The 19,346-nt window shown below is 72.5% G+C and carries 15 protein-coding genes; 9 read left to right on the plus strand and 6 right to left on the minus strand.

Annotated features, from left to right (window positions below; all coding sequences use genetic code 11):
• The first annotated feature begins 53 nt into the window (after window positions 1-53).
• Window positions 54-542 carry a hypothetical protein gene (locus tag AB0B68_RS28260; protein ID WP_357263886.1) on the plus strand — a complete coding sequence of 163 codons (489 nt, stop codon included), beginning with the start codon at window positions 54-56 and terminating at the stop codon, window positions 540-542.
• A gap of 158 nt (window positions 543-700) precedes the next feature.
• Here the strand turns inward: AB0B68_RS28260 and AB0B68_RS28265 are convergent, their stop codons facing one another.
• On the minus strand, window positions 701-2,233 hold the full coding sequence (locus AB0B68_RS28265) for a M1 family metallopeptidase (RefSeq protein ID WP_357197008.1): 1,533 nt from the start codon (window positions 2,231-2,233) through the stop codon (window positions 701-703).
• A 144-nt stretch (window positions 2,234-2,377) separates the two neighbouring features.
• Between AB0B68_RS28265 and AB0B68_RS28270 the strand changes: the two genes are divergently transcribed.
• The 3 genes from AB0B68_RS28270 to AB0B68_RS28280 all read left to right on the plus strand — a co-directional run bounded on the left by AB0B68_RS28270 (window position 2,378) and on the right by AB0B68_RS28280 (window position 8,605).
• The gene (locus tag AB0B68_RS28270; protein WP_357263890.1) at window positions 2,378-5,071 is read left to right on the plus strand and encodes a hypothetical protein; all 2,694 of its coding nucleotides are present in this window, start codon (window positions 2,378-2,380) and stop codon (window positions 5,069-5,071) included.
• A gap of 97 nt (window positions 5,072-5,168) precedes the next feature.
• Window positions 5,169-7,715, plus strand: a complete 2,547-nt coding sequence (locus AB0B68_RS28275; RefSeq protein ID WP_357263893.1) for an FtsK/SpoIIIE domain-containing protein — start codon at window positions 5,169-5,171, stop codon at window positions 7,713-7,715.
• A 2-nt stretch (window positions 7,716-7,717) separates the two neighbouring features.
• Window positions 7,718-8,605, plus strand: coding sequence for a hypothetical protein (locus AB0B68_RS28280; RefSeq protein WP_357263896.1), 888 nt, complete (start codon window positions 7,718-7,720; stop codon window positions 8,603-8,605).
• 61 nt (window positions 8,606-8,666) lie between these two features.
• Here the strand turns inward: AB0B68_RS28280 and AB0B68_RS28285 are convergent, their stop codons facing one another.
• Complete coding sequence (locus tag AB0B68_RS28285) at window positions 8,667-9,224, minus strand: hypothetical protein (RefSeq protein ID WP_357263899.1); 558 nt, start codon at window positions 9,222-9,224, stop codon at window positions 8,667-8,669.
• Window positions 9,225-9,636: 412 nt separating this feature from the next.
• Between AB0B68_RS28285 and AB0B68_RS28290 the strand changes: the two genes are divergently transcribed.
• The gene (locus tag AB0B68_RS28290) at window positions 9,637-9,900 is read left to right on the plus strand and encodes a DUF6244 family protein (RefSeq protein ID WP_357197022.1); all 264 of its coding nucleotides are present in this window, start codon (window positions 9,637-9,639) and stop codon (window positions 9,898-9,900) included.
• 151 nt (window positions 9,901-10,051) lie between these two features.
• On the opposite strand, the gene AB0B68_RS28295 is transcribed toward AB0B68_RS28290, so the two are convergent.
• From AB0B68_RS28295 to AB0B68_RS28305, 3 genes are all read right to left on the minus strand, one after another.
• Window positions 10,052-10,462, minus strand: coding sequence for a hypothetical protein (locus tag AB0B68_RS28295; RefSeq protein WP_357197025.1), 411 nt, complete (start codon window positions 10,460-10,462; stop codon window positions 10,052-10,054).
• A gap of 164 nt (window positions 10,463-10,626) precedes the next feature.
• Window positions 10,627-11,613: an SEC-C domain-containing protein gene (locus tag AB0B68_RS28300; RefSeq protein WP_357263902.1), complete on the minus strand. Its 987-nt coding sequence runs from the start codon at window positions 11,611-11,613 to the stop codon at window positions 10,627-10,629.
• Window positions 11,614-11,710: 97 nt separating this feature from the next.
• Window positions 11,711-13,177: an MFS transporter gene (locus tag AB0B68_RS28305; protein WP_357263904.1), complete on the minus strand. Its 1,467-nt coding sequence runs from the start codon at window positions 13,175-13,177 to the stop codon at window positions 11,711-11,713.
• Window positions 13,178-13,399: 222 nt separating this feature from the next.
• Between AB0B68_RS28305 and AB0B68_RS28310 the strand changes: the two genes are divergently transcribed.
• On the plus strand, window positions 13,400-13,981 hold the full coding sequence (locus AB0B68_RS28310) for a helix-turn-helix domain-containing protein (protein ID WP_357207659.1): 582 nt from the start codon (window positions 13,400-13,402) through the stop codon (window positions 13,979-13,981).
• 91 nt (window positions 13,982-14,072) lie between these two features.
• On the opposite strand, the gene AB0B68_RS28315 is transcribed toward AB0B68_RS28310, so the two are convergent.
• Window positions 14,073-15,431, minus strand: coding sequence for a pentapeptide repeat-containing protein (locus AB0B68_RS28315; RefSeq protein ID WP_357263907.1), 1,359 nt, complete (start codon window positions 15,429-15,431; stop codon window positions 14,073-14,075).
• Between the two features lie 204 nt (window positions 15,432-15,635).
• On the opposite strand from AB0B68_RS28315, the gene AB0B68_RS28320 reads away from it, so the two are divergent.
• From AB0B68_RS28320 to AB0B68_RS28330, 3 genes are all read left to right on the plus strand, one after another.
• Complete coding sequence (locus AB0B68_RS28320) at window positions 15,636-16,421, plus strand: alpha/beta fold hydrolase (protein WP_357263910.1); 786 nt, start codon at window positions 15,636-15,638, stop codon at window positions 16,419-16,421.
• A gap of 173 nt (window positions 16,422-16,594) precedes the next feature.
• Window positions 16,595-18,799, plus strand: a complete 2,205-nt coding sequence (locus AB0B68_RS28325) for a M48 family metalloprotease (RefSeq protein WP_357263913.1) — start codon at window positions 16,595-16,597, stop codon at window positions 18,797-18,799.
• A gap of 14 nt (window positions 18,800-18,813) precedes the next feature.
• Window positions 18,814-19,218 (plus strand): hypothetical protein, encoded by a 405-nt coding sequence (locus tag AB0B68_RS28330; protein ID WP_357263916.1) that lies wholly within the window; start codon window positions 18,814-18,816, stop codon window positions 19,216-19,218.
• The last annotated feature ends 128 nt before the right edge of the window (window positions 19,219-19,346 follow it).

Below are 19,346 nucleotides of genomic sequence, written 5' to 3' on the forward strand. Positions count from 1 at the left end.
GGTGGCCCGCTTCCGGGACAGGGCAGACTGAAGATCATCGTTACGCTGCGATCATGGACAATGAGGAGCGGCTACGGCGAACCCGCCGATGGCTGTGGGTCGTGCTGATCGGGCTCTTCCTGAGCGGTGTCACCGCGTTTCCGCTGGAGATCGAGGTGCGCTGGCTGCTGCGCGTACTGGATCCGCTCGCCGGCCACCTGCCCGCGCTGGTCGCCTGGATCGAGCGGGTGCACACCGGGCTCGTGACGGCCGGCGAGGACTACCCGTTCCTGCTCTACGGCACCGACTGGCTGGCCTTCGCCCACCTGGTGCTGGCAGTGGCCTTCTGGGGGCCGCTGCGCGACCCGGTGCGCAACGTCTGGGTGGTGCAGGTCGGCATGATCGCCTGCGCCGGCATCGTTCCGCTGGCGCTGATCTGCGGCCCGATCCGGGACATCCCCTGGTTCTGGACGCTCATCGACCTGTCCTTCGCGGTCGGTGCGTTCCCGCCGCTCTGGTTCGCGTACCGGCACATCCGCGCCGTAGAAGCCGCGACCCGGTAACCCCGGCCGCGCGACCCCCGCCGGTCGATCATGGAGTTGTGGTGGGCAGAAGATACGCCCTTACCTGATATGTCAGGCACCACAACTCCATGATCGACGTGGCCGGGGTGGGGTGGGGTGGGGTGGGGTGGGGCGGGGCGGGGGTGGGGCGGGGTGGGTTAGTGGGACATCAGCTCGTGGGACTCGCGGATCTTGGCCCAGGATCTGGGCTCGGTCGGTGGGGCGGCCTTGCGGGCGGCGCTGGCCACCTCGGGTCGGCCGGCGGTGAAGAGCCAGGTGGTGAACAGGTCGTCCAGGTCCAGTCCGGAGACCCGCTCGGCCAGGGCCTGGAACTGCTCGATGGTGCCGTTGCCGTACCGGCGCTCGGCGGTCCAGGTCGGCAGGATCTCGAAGAACGCGTCGTCACCGACGGCCAGCCGCAGCTGGTGCAGTGCCATCGCACCCCGGTCGTAGACGGCGTTGTCGAAGACCCGGGCGGCGCCCGGGTCGCCGGGCAGCACCTGCCAGAACCCGTCGTCAGCCGGGTAACTGGCGTAGGTGAAGTCGAAGACCTCCTGGGCGGTGCCCTCGCCCTGCTCCTCCGACCAGAGCCACTCGGCGTACGAGGCGAAGCCCTCGTTGAGCCAGATGTTGCGCCAGTCGGCCACCGAGACCGAGTCGCCGAACCACTGGTGGGCCAGCTCGTGCGTCACCACGTAGGTGTTGGCGCCGCGTCGCCAGAAGCCCGGCCCGTACACCGGGCGGGTCTGCGTCTCGAGGGCGAAGCTGATGCCGTCGATCGGCCCGGCCACACCGCCCTGCGCCTCGAACGGGTACGGGCCGAAGATCCCGCTCTCCCAGTCGACGATCTCGGCGGTCCGCTCGATGCTGGCCCGCGCGGCCGGCCCGAGAGCGCCCAGCGACGTGCTGTACGCGTTGATCACCGGCTGGCCGCCAGGGGTGGTGTCGGTGACGATGTCGTACTGGCCGATGGCCATGAAGGCCAGGTAGGTGGCGGTGGGGGAGGTGGTCCGCCAGATCCACCGGGTGCGGTTGCCGGCCTCGGCCAGCGGCGGCCTCGGCTGCACGCCGTTGCTGATCACCTCGACGCCGGTGGGCACCGAGACCGAGATGTCGTAGGTGGCCTTGTCCAGAGGGTGGTCGTTGCTCGGGAACCACCACCACGCCGACTCGGGCTCGTTGACGGCGAGGGCGCCGTCGTCGGTACGCGTCCAGCCGGTGTAGCCGTTGACCAGGGCCTCCGACGGGATACCGGAGTACCGCACGACGATGGTGAGCTGCTGGCCCCGGGTCACCGTGCGGGCCGGGGTGACCACCAACTCGTGCGCCCCAGCGGTGGTGCTGCTCGCCGCCCAACCGTTGACCCGGACCGACTCGACGTCGAGCAGGAAGTCCAGATTGAACGTCGAAAGGTCCTCAGTGGCGGTGGCGAGGATCGTGGTGGTGCCGGTGAGCAGGTCGGTGGCCGGTTCGTAGCGCAGCCGAACGTCGTAGTGCTCGACGTCGTAGCCGCCGTTGCCGTAGTCGGGGAAGTAACTGTCGCCCAGTCCGGGCGCGCCGGGTTGCGGCGCTGCGGAGACGACCGGACGGCCCCAGCCCGTCGGGGCGGCCTGGGCGGGGGTGCCGGCGAGCATGGTGCCGGCGGTGGTGAGGGTCAGGGCGGTGGTGGCCGCCGTGAGGACTCGTCGCACGGGGTGGACTCCCTCCATCGGGTGTTCGCCACGTCAACCTAATCGACAACTGTGAACGTCGCTGGCCGCCACACCCATCGTCGGCCGTCGTCCTCTGGCGTGCGTTGCACCGCAAGGTCACACTGTGTTGATCGGAGGTGACACGTGCGGCGCTCGGAGTTACCCAGGCGGGAGTTGACCGGCCAACGACAGTCGACCGCTGGTCGGGAACGCCTGCCGGCCGGCGGCTTGGAGTTGTTCACGCTGCTCGCCCGACTGTTGCGGCGACCCCGCCGCGGCGAGCGCCGGCTGCCCCTGCTGTGGCTGGTCCGCTCCGACACCGCGGATCTGATGGTGCCGCTGCGCCGGTTCCTCGGCCAGGGCCCCCGGCGGCGGGTCCCGCACGCCGTGCTGGACGCCGACGCGCCGACCGGCGCTGGGGACGTGCCGGCGCTGCTGCGCGAGCTGCACCGGCAGCTCTCCCTGGAGGCCTTCGGTGCCGCCCGGCTGCGCTTCCGGCACTATCCGCTCGCCGACTGGCTGATGCAGCAGAGCCTCAACCTGGGCATCGACGCCGACGACAGCCGCGCGGCCCTGGTCCGCCGGCTGCGCGACCGCAGGGGCCCGCGCACGCCGGAGTCGGTGCCCTCCGGCGGCGACGCGGTCAGCATCGTCTCGCAGGTGCTGCTCTGGCTGGTCCGTCGCGCCGTGCCGGGCGTGCTCTTCCGCGCCGCCGTCTCCGGTCGGGTTCCGGTGCTCGGGCGGCACTACAACTGGTTCATGCGCCAGCAGTATCTGGCGCCCCGGCAATCGGTCACCTTCCTCGGCTTCGCCGAGCGTCTCACCGCCGGCTGGCGCGACGGGGAGCAACCCGACCAGGTCAACAAGCTGCTGCTGCACGCGTTCCTGGAGGACCTGCGGCAGGCGTACCGGCGTCGCCCGTGGCGCCTTTCGGACTGGCGGCGCACCGCGTACCCGGCTCTGCTGATCGATCACGTCGCCCCCGGCAACGTCGGCGGGGAACTGGTCCGCCTGATCGGCGACGTCCGCACCGAGACCGGCCGCAACGACCCGCTGCTGATCGTCGCGTCCGGTGGGCAACCCCCACCGGACCTGCCCGAACCGCACCCGTTGACCGAGGCCGACGAGGCGTACGACGAGTGGGCCGGTGCGCTGCCGGAGATGCGACGGCTGCGCCGCCCGGCCACCTGGCTGGTGGCGCTGCGCCCCGACGAGACCGACACCGGCCCACCGTCGCGTGGCGGGCTGCGGCCCTTCTCCGCGCCCGACCCGCCGTGGTGGTCGCGGCGCTTCCTGCCGACGGCGCTCTGCCTGGTGCTGGTGGCGGTGCTCGGCCTGTGGGTGGCCAGCCGGTGGGGGCCGGGCTGTCACCCCTCGCTCACCGGCCAGGTCTCGGTCGAGGTGGCCGGCAGCGGCGAGTGTGTCGGCTACAGCGACAGCGCCGCCCAGGTGTTCAACAACGACCCCGGCCAGGACCGGCTGCGCACAGTCCAGGAGCGCATCTTCGCGCAGAACCGCGCCGCCGAGGAGGTCTGGCAGCGCAGCGACCGGCGGCGGCCCTTCCTCACCCTGGTCTACCTCGGCACCCTCACCGGCAACCGGACCCGCGCGGACGAGGAGTCGTACGTCTCCGAGCGCGAGGAGCTCGAAGGGATGGCCACCGCCCAGTACGCGTTGCTGAAGGAGTCGGCCGGCGCCGACGGCGCCGCGCTGCTGCGGATCGTGGTCGCCAACGCCGGCCGCCAGATGATCTACGCCGACCGGGCGGTGGCGATGCTGGCCGAGCTGGCCCGGGACGACCCCACGGTGCTCGGGGTGGTCGGGCTGGTGGAGAGCCGCACCAGCACTGCCCGCGCGCTGCGCGAGCTGAACCAGGTCGGGCTGCCGGTGCTGGCGCCCACCCTCTCGGCCGACAAGATGGACGCCAACTCCCGCCTCTACCTCCAGATCTCCGCACCGAACAAGGACCAGGTGAAGCTGGTCGACGCGTACGCCAGGCAGGTGCTGAAGGTCGACGAGGCGCACGTCTTCTACACCACCCTGGAGGGCAGCACGCTCACCGAGGACCTCTACGTCGGCACCCTCGTCGACGGGCTCCGACAACAGTTCGGCCCCCGGATCACCCGCCTCGACGAGTGGCGCACCGGGCAGCGGCTGACCGACGAGTGCGGCTACCCCGGGCTGCTCTTCTACGCGGGCCGATGGTCGGAGTTCGACGGTTTCCTGCGGGCGTTGCGCGAGTGCGGCGGCAACCCGCCCCGACACCTCGTCGCCGACGACTCGGCCAACCGGTACATGGCCAACCCGGGGCTGCGCGCCGCCGCACCCGGCAACCTGCCCGTCACGTACGTCTCCAAGGCGGCCCTGGCCACCTGCGCGGCGCTGCGGGCCGCCCAGGACCGGCGCGACGACGCCCGGGCGACCTTCCTGTCCTGGATCCAGGCCGACGACCTGCTCGACCCGCCGCGCTGCCGGCCCGACTCCGAAGAGCAGGTCGGTGAGCGGGTCAGTCTCGCCTACGACGCGTCGATGATGCTCATCCGGGCCGTGGAGAGCCTCGCCGCCCGGCTGCACCACGCCGACCCGCGGCAACGCTGGGAACCGGACTCGGTCAACCCGGTGGCCGTGCACGCGGAGGTGCTCCGGCAGAACGCCGGGCAGGGCTACCCGGGGGTGGCCGGGCTGATTCGGTTCACGCCCGACTCGGGGGAGCCGGTCGACAAGCGACTGGCCCTGATGCGGGTCGAGCAGGTGCCCGACGTGGCGAGGGCGCCGGTGGAGGTGTTCCGCTGCGGGGCGGCCGACGGGTCCGCCCCGGCGGCGTGCGGCCCCGCCTGACCGGTCCGGCGTGACACGTCCTCGCAGGACTGTCCGGGTGCCACCGGTGTCCGTTAGGGTTCCTGGGACCAGGCGGCCGTGGCGTTGGGGGCAGAGGGTGGGCAGGCTCGCGTCGGCGTACGGGCAGGCGGTCAACTCCCACCGGGCGGCTCGCGCGCATCTGGACACCGCCCGCAACGCCCTGGGAGCGGCACCGACCGCCGTCGCGCCGGCCGGCGCCGACGACCTGGTGACCCGCCTCGCCCGCCTCGGCGGTGCCCTGGCAACCCCGGCCCCGGGCGTCACCCCGCTGACCGACGAGCCGGCCGCGGTGCGGATCGGCGAGGCGTCCACAGCGGACGGCGGCTTTCCGGTGCTGGTCCCGCTCGGCGGCGGCCACCACCTCGCCCTGGACACCGACGCCCGGGACCCGCAGGTCGCCGGGCTGCTGCGGGCGCTGGTGCTGCGGTTGGTCGCCACCGCGCCGCCCGGCCAGGTCCGCGTCGCCGGCATCGACACCGCCGCGCTCGGCGCCACCTTCGGCCCGCTGCGACCACTGCTCGACGCCGGGGTGCTCGACCCGCCGGCCACCGGCGAGGCCGAGGTGGCCGCACTGCTGGACGCCGCCGAGCAGCACGCCCGCGCCGCGCAGCACGGCCAGCCCGCAGCCCGTCGTCTGTTGGTGGTGGTCGCCACCGACGCGCCGCCGCCCCGCGAGCTGGCCCGGCTCGCCGCGCTCACCCACGCCGGCCCGGCCGCCTCCGTGTGCGTGCTGCTCGCCGGCCACCCGTCCCGGCTGCCCGGTGCGACCGTGCCCCCGCTGGGCGGCACCACAGCCGTGCGGCTCAACCAGGGGTACGCGCACGTCGGCGACCCACCAGGCACCCCGTTCAGCGCCGACGGCAGCGGGCTCGCCGCACCCGTCCTGCTCGACGGCGACCCGCCGCCGGCCTCGGTCCGCGCGCTCGCCGAGCACCTCGGCACCGCCACCCGTCGCGCCGACGCGTTGCCCTTCACCGACCTGCTGCCCGAACGGCGCTGGGCCGAGTCCGCCGGCAACGGCCTGCGTACGGTGGTCGGCCGGGTCGGCGGCGGCGCATCCTTCGACACCGCGCTGACGCTCGCCTTCGACGACGCCACCCCGCACTGGCTGGTCGGCGGGCGTACCGGCGCCGGCAAGACCGTCTTCCTCCTCGACGTCCTCTACGGGTTGGCCGCCCGCTACTCGCCGGCCGAGTTGCAGCTCTACCTGCTCGACTTCAAGGAGGGCGTGAGCTTCACCGAGTTCGTGCCCACCGACCGGGACCCGTCCTGGTTGCCGCACGCCCGTGCCGTCGGCATCGAGTCCGACCGCGAGTACGGTCTCGCCGTGCTGCGCGAGCTGCGCCGGGAGGCGCAGCGCCGGGCCACCGCGCTCAAGCGGCACGGCGTCACCAAGCTCGCCGACCTGCCCCGGGACAATCCGCTGCCGCGCATCGTGGCGGTCATCGACGAGTTCCACGTGCTGCTCGCCGGCAACGACGCGCTGGCCCGGGAGGCCGTCGACCTGCTGGAGGACCTGGCCCGCAAGGGCCGCTCGTACGGCATCCACCTGGTGCTCGCCAGCCAGAGCATGACCGGCATCGAAGCCCTCTACGGGCGGGCCGAGGCGATCTTCGGGCAGTTCGCGTTGCGGGTGGCGCTGCCCGGCGGTGGTGGGGTGCTCGACCAGCTCAACGACGCCGCCGCGGCCCTGCCGGTCGGCTCCGCCGTGGTCAACACCGCAGCCGGCGCGGTCGGCGCCGACACCGTGCTGCGCTTCCCCGACGCGCACGCCGCCACGGCGGACCTCGCCGCGTTACGCCACGACCTGTGGCAGGCCCGCCCGCCGGGCTCGCGGGCCCCGGCGGTCTTCAAGGGGTACGAAGCCGCACGGATCGAGGACGACAGCACGTTCGCCGGGTTGCGCCCCGGTGGTCGACGCCCGATGGCACTGGTCGGTCGGACCGTCGACGTGCACGGCACCACAGCACTGTTTCTGATGGACACCACCCCCGGTCGGCACCTCGCCGTGGTGGGCACCGCGCCGACCGGCGCGGATGTGCTGCGGGCCGCGACGCTCAGCCTGGCCCGCCAGCACACCCCAGGCGACGCCCGGTTCGAGCTGGCTTGCCTGGTCGGTGCCGCCGACGCGGTCGCCGACGACACCGAAGCCGTCCTGCGGGCCGCCGGCCACCCGGTCGGACGCCTCGACGCGGCGGGGCTGCGCGACCGGATCGCCGCGCTGGCCGCCGAACCCACCGGCCGCGAATACCTTGTGGTGTTCGGCATGGACGCCGCCGCGCCCGTCCTCGGTGCCACCGACCCCGGCACGTTCCGTTCCGGCCTGGACGACCTGCGAACCCTCCTGCGTCAGGGCCCCGGGCAGGGGGTGCACCTGCTCGGTTGGTGGCGAGGGCTGCGCCGGCTCGGCGACGACCTCGGCGGCACCCAGAACCGCGACGACGTCGCCTGCCTGGTCGCGCTCAACGTGCCCGGCGCCGAACTGGCCCTGTACCTCGGAGCGCACGACCTGACCTACACGCCCCGCCCCGACCGGGCACTGCTGATCGACAGGCACGACCAGCGCACCCGGCTGATCGTCCCGTTCGTCGGCGACGGGCACGACCCGGACGGGGAGCGCTGACAGTGTCCTTCGAGGAGTACGCGGCCCTGGCCCGGCAACTCTCCGCCCAGCACCGCGCCGGGGAACAGCACGCCGCCGCCGAGTCCGCGCGCCGCCGCGACCTGCACGCCGCAGTCGACTACCTCCAGCAGCGGCTCACCGCTCAGGGGCAGCGCCTCGACCAGCTCGGCCGAGCCATCGGCGTCGACCAACCACCCGCCGCCCCCGCTGCTCCCTCCGGCCCGAGCGCGGGTCAGGGGACGGGAACGCCAGGCGAGACCGCCGCCTGGCCCGCCCCGCCGTCCGGCACCGGGTCACCCTCCGCTGCCACCGCACCCGGAACCGGGGACGGGGAACCCGCCGGCGCAGCCGGCGCGCCGGGGCGGGCGGGGGTCGGGGCGTACCCCCAGCTGCCGGCGGGGGAGGCGCGGCTGGCGCTGCCGACGGCGGTGAGCCCGGCGGGCGGCGGGGTGCCCGCGCAGCGCGCGGCCGCGGCGGACCCGGCGATGGAGTTGGAGCTGGCCCGGCGGATGGCCGACGAGGCCGACCGGCACGGGCAGCAGGCGGAGTTGCTGGCCCAGCGCCCGGCGCTGCTGCCGACGTGGTCGCCGCTGGCGAGAGCGGTCGCCGTTTACGCCGGGTGCGGCGCGGCGGCCGGGGTGCTCGTGCTGATGCTGGTGCTCGCCTCCGGGGTCGGCCTGGTGGACGGGTTCACCCTCGGAGCGTGGATCTGCGCGGGGTTGCCGGCGGTGGCGTTCTTCGGCGGCTACCTGGTGCTGGGCCGCTGGGGGCGGCCGGCAATGGTCGCCGGCACCCCGCCGCGATATCTGCCGCTCGGGTTCCTGATCTGTTTCCTGGTGGTGCCGATGGCCTACTGCGCGTACCTGCTGATGGTCCGCGGTCTGCGCTGACGACCGACCTGGAGTGGCGCCTGGTCGTCACCGCACACGGGCGCCGACTGTTGGGCACGGATCAGTCCAGGTGGTAGATGACGCCGCCTTCGTCGCTGAACTGCTGCTCAATGCCGCTGGTCGAAGGGCTGAAGACGCGGCAGGAGCAGTCATCGGCGGGAGGCCCCGCCGACGCCTCGGCGTAGTACCAGACCTGACCCACCTCGGCCCTGAACGTGCGAGTGCTGGCCCGTCCCACCTCGATCGCCCGGTGCGGTTCACACTGAGCGTCGAAGATCCACAGCACGTACGGCTCACTGCCCGTCGAGGCAGTGCCCCGCAGCGGTTCTCCCCACCGGCTTTCGGGGATCTCCCGTCGGAAGTAGACCAACGCGTCGTCGCCATGGATCTTGGCGATGCAGGACCGGTAGAGCGCTGCCCGAGACGCCGGGTTCGGACTGGGCGCGGCTGTTGCCGACGACGACGACTGAAGGCTGCTGAGGATGCTCTGCCCGTCGCCGGTCGCGACGGAGACGGCCAGCAGGAGGGCGAGAAGCCCGAGGAGAGCGCCGGACAGCCCAATGACGCGAGCTCGGCGACCACGACCAGCCGATGTCGTGTCTGTCCTCTGAACCGTCACACCCCGTCACTCCCTCGGCAAGCTGTCACCGAGTCTAGGAGGCATCGCACTCGGGCGTGGTCCCGAGCTTGGGATCGCTGCTTGCCGACGGCATCCGCGTTCACATCAAGTCCGGCGAACTTGCGCCGGGAGACAAGCTGCCCTCGACCTCTGGCCCCAATTTCGTGGTGCCACTTCAGATCTTGGACAGTTTCCGTTATGAGCTAACGGAAACTGTCCAAGATCTGATCGCGTTCCGACTCGGTCGGGCCCCAGTGGGCAAACTCCGTCAGAGTCGCCAGCGTGGACGACAATGCCCACGGTGACGCGAGGGCGAGCGGCCGGTCGCGCTGGGTGCGCCAATCTCGTACGCTCCCATGTGGTCTCTGCCGGTGCGGTGGTGGAGGCGATGGTCGATCACTGGGAGGTGCGCGTGAGCGCAGCACAGATCATCGCGAGACTGGCGGCGGCGTCGCAGAAGCTGGACGAGGCGAAGGCCAAGACCGCAGCGGCAGCACAGGACGCCGCCGAGGCGCGAGCACTCGTCGCCGGCGCGCTGGAGGGCGTGGCCGCCGGTCCACTGGTCGGAATCATCGACTCGTACCGTCAGGCGCTCGCACAGGCGTCGCAGGGTGGCGACCCGGCCAAGCAGCACGTGCAGGAGACGATCGCCAAGGTGCGAGCGCTGGGAAACTGATCCCGTCACCGCTGCCGACTTCGGCTGTTCGCTCCGGCGGCAGTGATCAGGTGATGAAAAGTAGGTGTCGGAAGTGGTTCTGACCTACTTCTCATCACTTGATCATCGGGTCCCCCCCGGCGGCGTCCTGCGGCGATGGTTTGGCCGCGCTTCAACGGGTGATGCGGAACGTCTGCTCGAAGTTCGGGTAGTCGCAGACGTCCTGGTTGCACAGCTCGAATCCGCCGCTGATCAGCGCGACACCCTTGTGGAGGACCAGCCCGTCGGGCTGCACCCACGCTCTCCCGGTCACGGCTTGCGGCTCGCCGGTGCAGCTGTTGAGGGGCGCCCAGCCACCTGCGTAGGCGGCCCTGTCGCCCGACCGCTGCCGGACGATCAGCTCGGTCGCGCCGGACAGGCCGGCTGGGCAGGTCACGGTGAGGGTGATGTCCACAGCGACGCCGCGGGCGACCAGGGTCGCGGACGTGACGTCGACGCTGCTTGCCGCGCTTGCCGGCGTCGGCGCCAGCACGATGGAGAGTGACAGCCCGAGTAGTGCGATGGCGGTGATGATGCGGCGCACGACGGTCCTCCTTGCCGGAGTGGGTGCTTACCTTCCGTCACCCTAGCCCTCCGCGGCACTGAGGGATATCAATCGATCGTGGGTTCGCGTTCGATGACGACGGTGCCTCCGTCCGCGCCGTCGGTCCGCACGTAGCGCCGAAAGAATCAGAGCGCCCGAAAGAATCAGCCGCGCGAGCGGGGCAGGCAGCACTTCTTGTACTTGGCGCCGGAGCCGCACCAGCAGGCGTCGTTGCGGCCGGGTGGCCAGGCGGTCACGCCGGCCTCGTCGAGGCTGTCGGCGTACTCGTCGAGGGTTTCCTCGGCGGTGGGGTCGCTGCCGGTGCGTTCGGCGAAGGCCGCCAGACCGTCGACGGTCCCGGCGACCACGCCCAGGTCGGCGCCGCCCATCGCGGACGCGTCGACGAGGGCGCGTTCGAGTTGGGCGCGGTGCTCGTCCCAGGTGGGCGGGTAGCTGTCGGCCAGCGCCGGCCAGCGCAGCAGCAGGGCGTCGAATTCCGCCTGCGGCCAGAAGAGCAGCGTCGCCGGGCCGTCGTCGACGGCGTCGAGCGCGTGGGTGCTCGCGGCGCGCAGCCGGTCGGCGAGGTTGTCGTACTCGTCGTGGGGTAGGCCTGCCTCTTCGCGGAGGTCGTGCCGCCGCTGGGCCAGGCCGTAGATCATGGCCGCGGCCTCGTCCTGGGCGTCCTCGGACGCGTGCTGCTGGGTGCGGGTCCGTTCCAGGATCGCGTCGAGCGCCCCGGTGAGCCACTCCAACGCCGTGTCGGTGTGGCCGGACTCGGCCAGCTCGTCGACCAGGTACGTGGCTGCGGGGTCGGTTTCCAGCAGCGGACGCAGGGCGGTCAGCTCGGCCATTCCCTCGTCCGAGCGGCCGAGGCGCAGCAGCAGACCGCCGCGCACCGCTCGGGCGTACGCGTTGTCGTCCGGCTGCTCGGCGATGGCGCGGGTGGCCAGGGCGAGCGCGTCGGCCAGGTCGCCGGCCTGTTCCAGGATGTCCGCGGCGACCAGCAGGGCGTACCCGGTGTCGTCGGGGTCCGCTACCCGCCCCTCGTCGACGGCGCCCACCAGTTCGGCGACGAACGCGGCCGGGTCGGGGCTCTTGAGGCCCAGGGCGCCGATCTCGTCGATGCGGTCGGCGGTCAGCAACTCGGGCATGGGCGCTTCCTGAGGAACGACGGACGGGGAGCGGTCAGCGTACTCCGGAATGCGTCGCGGCCCGGGCGGCGAACCGCCCGGGCCGCGACACGTTCTGTTAGCGGGTCGCCGGCATGGTGGCGAACTCGCCGGCTAGCTCCGACTCGACGATCGTCGCGGCGGACGGCCGGCGACCGGCCGACGCCCGCCGGGCGGACGGGACGGCGAGGGCCGCGAGCGCGGCGGCCAGGGCGATCGCCGTGAGGACGAGAAACCCCGTCGTGAAGCCGGCCTCCCGGGGCAGACCGTTGGCCTGCGGGTGGGCGGTGATCACGCCGCTGACCACTGCCGCGCCGATCGCGCCGCCGATGGTGCGGATGTTGGCGTTCATGCCGGTCGCCACGCCGGTCTGGCTGGCGGGCACGCTGGCGACGATCAGGTTGGCCATCGAGGCGAAGGCCAGGCCGATGCCGAGGCCGACCAGGCCACCGGCGATGGCGACCTCCCAGCGGGTGGCGTGCGCGGTGGCGAGCATCGCGGAGGCGGCCACGTTGAAGGTGGCACCGGTGGCGAGTTGCGCCTTGGCGCTGAAGACGGCTTGGAGTCGCCCGGCGACGACGCCGGCGACGAACATCGCGCTGACCATCGGGAGCATGAGCAGACCGGCCTGGCTGATGCTCGCCCCGAAGCCGTAACCGGCGGCGGTCGGGGTCTGCAGGAACTGCGGGAGGAACGCGTACATGGAGAACATCGACGCGCCGTAGAGCAGGGCGACCAGGTTGGTGGTCCAGACACCCGGAAGGCGCATCATCCGCATGTCGATCAGCGGATTCTTCGACCGCAGCTCGGTGACCAGCCAGCCGACCAGCAGCACCACGGCGAGGGCGAGCAGGCCGAGCACCCGGGTGGAGGTCCAGCCCCAGGCGGCGCCCTGGCTGATCGGCAGCAGCAACGCGACAAGCCAGCCGGAGAGCAGCAGTGTGGCGCGCCAGTCGATGCGACCGGGGGTGCGGACCGGCGACTCGGGCACGAACAGGTGCGCGGCCACGGCGGTCAGTCCGACCACGATCATCGGGATCCAGAACAGCCAGCGGTAGTCCAGGGTGCTGACGATCGGGCCGGCCAGCACGATGCCCAGGCCACCGCCGACGGCGACGATGGCCGAGATGGCGGCCACCGCTGTGGAGACCCGGGCAGCCGGGAACTCGTCGCGGATGATGCCGAACGACAGCGGGAAGACCGCCCCGCCGATGCCCTGCACGACCCGGGCGAGGATGAGGATGCCGATGTTCGGCGCGATGGCGGCCAGCAGGCAGCCGAGGGCGAGGGCGGCGAGCGAGACGACAAGCATCCGCTCCTTGCCGACCATGTCGCCGACGCGTCCGAGGATCGGCGTGAAGATCGACGCGCTGAGCAGGTAGGCGGTCAGGACCCAGGTCACTGTGTTCTGGGTGGTGTGCAGGTCCTGCTGGATGGTCGGCAGCACCGGGGTGATCAGCGACTGGAGCATCGCGAAGAACCCGGCGCCGGCCGCGAGCACGGTGAAGGTGAGCCGACGCGAGCTGCGCCGGGAGGTCACTGCCACGAGAGAAAACTCCCTGATTACGTACGGGAATGAAGGCTTGTCGCCCGTCGTCCGTGACGGGGTGGTCTGTCGGGGTCCGGGCGATCGGGGTGGCCAGGCGGCGATCGGGCGGGTCCCGAGGTAGAGTAACCGGAGGCAGGCCTCCGGGATTCCGGAGGGGTGCCTCCGCTAAGCTAGCGGAGGGCGTCCTCCGGATGCAAGCAGAGTGAGGTGACGCACGTCATGACCAGCCCGGGGCAGGCGCCCGAGGTCTTCGCCCAGCGGCCCAAGCGGGCCGACGCGCGGCGTAACTACGACGCCCTGATCGCGGCTGCGCGCGAGGCGTTCGCCGAGAACGGCGCCGCCGCCTCCCTGGAGGACGTGGCCCGCCGGGCCGGCGTGGGCATCGGCACGCTCTACCGCAACTTCCCGACCCGCCGGCACCTGTTCGAGGCCGTCTACGTCGAGGAGGTCCGGGCGCTGTGTCACTCCGCCGAGGGTCTGGCCGAGCTGCCACCCTGGGACGCGCTCGTCGCCTGGCTGCACCGCTTCGTCGCGTACGTCGCCACCAAGCGGGCGCTCGCCGAGCAACTGCTGCACGACTCCGAGATCTTCACCAGCTGCCGGGCGGAGATCTTCTCCGCCGGTGAGCCGCTGATGCGTCGGGCGCAGGTCGCCGGTGTGGTCCGTGACGACATCGGCTTCGACGACGTGGTGCGGCTGATCAGTGGCCTGACCATGGCCCAGTTCCCGTCACCCGAGCAGCGTGACCGGGTCCTCGGCGTGGCCCTGGACGGCCTGCGCCCGCCCGCCGCCCCGCGCTGACGCTCTGTCCGACCGCGCGGCGCTGAACGCCTCACCCGGTCGCGCGGCGCTGAACGCCGCGTCCGCCCGGCGCTGAACGCCCGCCCGCCGATCAGCGGTCGACCAGCAGCAGCCACTCGTCGTCGAGGCGCTCCACTGTCGTGCCCGCCGGCCAGCGGTGGCCGCTGTCGGCCACCGCCCGGGCCTGCTCGACCTGCGGTGGCCGGCTGAATTCGGTGTCGCGGAAGCTGACCATGCTGTGGAACCGGGCCCGGCCGAAGTTCGCGGCGTCGACGAAGCGGGCCCTGTCGAACAGCGCCTCCGCGCCGAACACCGTCCAGCGGAACAGCGCCATGTTCGTGAAGCGGACGGCGTGGAAGCTTGCCGACCGGCCGAACTCGGTGTGCTCCATCGACAGGGCGCCCTCGAAGACGGCCTCCCGAAACGAGGTGACGTCCTCGAAGCGGGTCGCGTCGAAGCTGGTCGGCTGGCCGAAGGTCACCCGGCGGAACGAGGTCGGGCCGGTGAAGCCGGCTCGCCGGCAGGACAGACCGCCGGGAAAGGCGGCACCGTCGAAGCTGGCCTCGCCGCCGACGCGAATGCCGTCGAGGACGACCTCGCCGCCGGCCACGAGCCCGTCGAAGACCACCTCGTCGAAGGTCGCCGCACCGAAGAGCAGCCGCCCCCGCGACGTCGCGCCCGCGAAGGTGGTCGTACCGGTGAACACCGCATCGCTGAAGGTCGCGTCGACGAGCGTGCAGCCGACGGCGTCGAAGTCGACGAGCGTGGCGCCGGCCAGGTCGAGCGTCAGCTCCGGCCAGTGGGCCGCGTCGTCCGCGCGCAGGTGCCGGGTCAGCACGCGCTGCGCGCTGCGCCGGACCTCCGTCTCGCGCGGCTCGCCGTCAGGCGCCGGCATCCGCAGGTACGCGCACAGCACCGCCGCGATGGTCGGGCGCTGCCCCGGGTTGTCCTGGCCGAGGCGTTCCAGCGCGTGCAGGCCGCCGAGGCGTACCGCCGCGCTGTCGTTGCCGAGCAGCTCGACCGCCCGGGTGTAGAGCTCGGTCAGTCGACGCTCCGCCGCGTCGTGCTCGGCGGCCCCGGACTGCCGGTCCTGGTGGCGCTGCGCGGCCTCGGCCACCGCTTCAGCGTGTGCCTGCACCCGGTCCCGGTGCACCTGGTCGCGTGCGGCGACGCTCTCCTCGTGCCGTTGCGCGCGTTCGGCGATCCACTGGCGGCGGGCGGCGAGCAGCAGTGCGAGCCCTCCGCCAGTGCCGGCGACGACGGTCAGGCCGGTGCGGATCGCGTCGATGCGCAGCGTGGCGCGGGTGTCCGGTTGGCTGGCCCGGTCGGCCTCGCTGAGCAGCAGGTCCAGCACCAGCCAGCCCAGGGCGATGGCGACCAGCAGGCCAACCAGGACCAGCCACCACGGCATTACCCGCAGCTCGCGCTCGGTGGGTTCATCGACAGCCACGGCGACAGCATGCCAGCGACCGGCAGCGTCCGATATGGAGCGGAGCGGTATGACCGTTTACGCCCCCGCCGGAACAACGGGTTACCGGCGCGTAACAAGTCATTGACGTTTCTAAATTGTTGCGGGCATGATCGTCGCACGGTCGACCGGACACCCCCACCCACCTGCCCGGTTCGCCGGGTGCCTCCCCCCGGAGGTGCAGCCATGCTGCTCCGAAAGACCGCCCTCGTCCTGGCCCTCGCCACCGCCGCGCTTCTCGCGTCCACCGCCACGGCGACCGCCGCCCCCGCTTCCACCACCGCCACCAGCACGACGCCCTTCGCCGCCGCGGCGGCCAACCCCGTGATCGTGGTCGGCGGGCTCAGCGGCGTCGCCGTCGCGTACGAGCCGATCGCCGCCCGGCTGCGCGCCGACGGCTACCGCGCCTTCATCTACCAACTACCCGGCCTGGGTCTCGGTGACATCCCCACCTCGGCGCGCGCGTTCGCCAACTACGTCGACCAGGTACGCGCCACCACCGGCGCGGCGAGCGTGGACGTCGTCGCCCACTCCGAAGGGGGCCTGGTCAGCAGGTACTACCTCAAGCGGCTCGGCGGCACCGCCACCGTCGGTCGCTACGTCAGCCTGGGCACACCCCAGTACGGCACGTACGTCGCCAACATCGTGGCGTTCCTCGGCCTGGGCAGCTGTGCCGGCGTCGTGGCCTGCCAACAGATGACAATCGGCTCGGCGTTCCTCGCTGACCTCAACGCCGGCGACGACACCCCGGGCGCGGTGCGCTACACCACCATCCGCACCCTCCAGGACGAGTTGGTCCGTCCGACCGGAAACGCCGCCGTCAACGACGGTGCGAAAAACGTGCTGATCCAGTCGTACTGCCCGCTGCGGGTGGTGGGGCACCTCGGCCTGGTGCTCGACGGCACCGCGTACACCATCGTGCGCGGCGCCCTGGTCGATGGCTCGGTGCGACCCAACTGCCTCGCGCTCTGACCCGCTCCGGTGCGGCGGTCCCGAGGGGACCGCCGCACCGCACCCGCGACACGGAGTGTCGGGTGCGCGACGATCCCCGGAAACGGTGTGGCAGACATCAGATGCCCTCGATAGCCTGCTCCGGCTGTCCATTCCCGACAGTGGATGACGCCCGCCGAGAAGGAGCAGCGCTCATGACCGAGCCGCCCACCGTGCCGCCGGAGAACACCCCGCCGACCGTGCCGCAGCTCGACGTCCGGGCCGCCCAACCGCCGTCGGCCGACACCCCGCCACCCACCGGTGGGTTCGCCGACCGCCCACCGGGCTACCCGAGCGCGCTGGTCTGGCTGCGTGCCGGGATCCTGCGGGACTGGCGCGGCGTGCTCGGCGCGTTCCTCGCCACCTGGTTCTACCTGCCGGTCGCGCTGCTCCTGGCGTTCTGGGGCGGTCTCACGTTCGGCGTCGTCGGGCTCTTCGCCGTCGGGACCGGCGCCGACGACCAGGTGCCCCAGGTGCTGCGCGACGTCCCGCTCATCGGCCCCCTGGTCGAGGCGTTCCTGACCCGCTCCGGTGGGATGCTCGGCGGCGTCGCCGGCTTCGCCATCGGCTTCCTGGTCGGCTTCCTCGCCGTGCTGGCCCTGCCCTGGATGGGCGTTGCCGACGAGCCCTTCGCGCTGCTCACCGGCCTGATCGGCACTGTCGTCGCGGCGGCGCTGATCGGGGTCCTCTACACGCTCTACCGGGTGCTGCTCGAACCCCGCCTGCTGGTCGTCTCTGGTGCGCGCCAGCCCAGCCGCCGCGAGTACGCGCGGCTTCGCCCCGTGCTCGACGACTGCGCCCGACGGCTCGGCCTGCCCAGCGTGCCCCGGCTGCTCATGGAGGACGACCCGGTCCTGAGCAACGCCCGCACGTACGCCCGGCACGTGGTGGTCACCACCGCCGTGCTGGCCGAACCGGACGACGAGGTGGCCGCGCTGCTCAGCCACGAGCTGGTGCACTGGCGCACCGGGGACGAGATCACCAGCGCCTTCGTCCGCGGTGTCGGCCTGCCACTGACCCTCGCGCACGCCCTGCCGACCTGGCTGATGCGGACGTTCCCCCATCCGGGCACCAACTTCGTGGTCTTCGTGCTCTTCTGGCCGGTGCTGCTCACCATGCGGTACGTGGTGCTGCCGCTGCACGCCCGCGACGTGCGCGCGGCCGAGTACCGGGCCGACCTCGGCGCCGTGCTCACCGGGCACGCCGACGGGCTGCGGCGCATTCTGGAACGGCGGCTGTCCTTCGAGACCGGCCGCAGCGGCTGGGACGAGGCGGTCTGCGCCACCCACCCGCCGCACGAGCTGCGGCTCGACGCGTTGGAGCGGGCCTCGGTGGCCGGTATGCCCTCCGGCGCGACCGAGCCCGTCACCGTCGACCGGCTGTTCAACGACTCCGGCCCGGTCGGCACCCGCCGCACGTTGCTGCTGGTCGGCGCCGTCACCCTGGTCGCCTGCCTCGGCACCAGCGGCCTCGGCGTGGTGCAGTGGGCGTTCTTCCGCCCCCAGGCGGCGATCGACGGCTACTTCTCCGCGCTCGCCGACCGGGACAGCGAGGCTGCCCTCGGTTACCTGACCGACCAGGGCAACGGCACCGACCGCGACCTTCTCGCCAAACTGCTGCGCGGCAAGGGCTACCAACCACCGACCGACGTCGAGATCAGCTCGTTGGAGCGCGACGGCGACACCGCCACCGCCACCGTTGCGTACCGGCTGGGTGACGCGCGCCAGAGCAGCACCCTTACCCTGCGCCGCGAGGACGAGACCACCGCTGGCCTCTTCCACGGCTGGCGGTTGAGCGGTGGGCCCACCCCGCTCAACGCCGCGATCGCCGACCCCGGGGTGCGGCTCAACGGGGTGGAGCTGCCGGTCGCCACCGAGGGCGCTCCGCTGGTGCTGCTGCCCGGCGGCTACACCGCGACCGGCCCGTCCAGCGCGCTCAGTGAGACGCCGGGCGAGACAGTGCTGGTGGGCCCGGGGGAGACCGCCGCCACCCTGCAACTGGCGCCGGTGCTCAAGCCGGCGGCGATCGAAGCGGTCGAGGCCCGGGTACGCGCCTGGTTGGACGAGTGCGCGAAGCAGACCGTGGCCGCCCCACCCGGCTGCCCGTTCCGCTACTACGGCGGCACCACGCAGAAGATCACCTGGAAGATCCTGGAGTACCCGAAAATCGCCGTCGAGTTGACCGGCCCGAGCACCGCCCGGGTGTCCACCCCGGTGGAGACCCAGGGCAGGGTGCAGGTCAGCGGCACCACCACGTACTTCGGCAGCAGCTCACCGTTCACCGACGACGACGCGCTGACCGTCACGGGCGTCGCCACCGCCGACGGGGACGACGTCACCTTCCGACCCTCCGACAACTGACCGGGAGACAGACCGTGACCGACAGCGACATCGCAGCCCGGCTGCCCGTCCGGCTGACCATCAACCCCCGGCAGCGGCAGTCTCCCTCGGTCGATCTGCTGACCTGGATCCACCGCCGCCCCGAATACCGGCCGGTGGTGCGCACGGCCGGCGGCGGCGGGGGCCGGCCGGGCTTCAGCGACGCGGTGATCATCGCGGTGCTGGCCCAGGGGCTGCTTCCGGGGCTGTTCAACCTGTTGCAGTCCTGGGTCGACCAGCAGCGCACCGAGGCCAGCATCCGGATCCAGGCCGGGGACACCGAAGTGGAATTGCAGGTGAGCGGGCGCACCGACTCGGCGCGGCTGCTGGCCCAGGCGACGGAGGCACTTCGCGCCGCCCGGGAGCCAGGCTCGGAGCCCGGCTCGGATGCCGCCGGCTGAACTGACGGCGTCCCGCTGCCCGGACGCCCCGGGCTGCCCCGGCACCGTCCCTCGGTCCGGACGCCGCCGGCCGAGCACCTGGCCGAGCGGTACCAACAGTTCCTCCTCATCGCTCTCGGCGAGGCGAT

The sequence above is a fragment of the Micromonospora sp. NPDC049049 genome (assembly GCF_040649115.1).
GTDB lineage: Bacteria > Actinomycetota > Actinomycetes > Mycobacteriales > Micromonosporaceae > Micromonospora.

Coding starts and splice junctions, on each gene's coding strand:
- AB0B68_RS28320 (WP_357263910.1), top strand. CDS start 15,636: ATGCTGCTCCGAAAGACCGCCCTCGTCCTGGCCCTCGCCACCGCCGCG.
- AB0B68_RS28260 (WP_357263886.1), top strand. CDS start 54: ATGGACAATGAGGAGCGGCTACGGCGAACCCGCCGATGGCTGTGGGTC.
- AB0B68_RS28310 (WP_357207659.1), top strand. CDS start 13,400: ATGACCAGCCCGGGGCAGGCGCCCGAGGTCTTCGCCCAGCGGCCCAAG.
- AB0B68_RS28300 (WP_357263902.1), bottom strand. CDS start 11,613: ATGCCCGAGTTGCTGACCGCCGACCGCATCGACGAGATCGGCGCCCTG.
- AB0B68_RS28325 (WP_357263913.1), top strand. CDS start 16,595: ATGACCGAGCCGCCCACCGTGCCGCCGGAGAACACCCCGCCGACCGTG.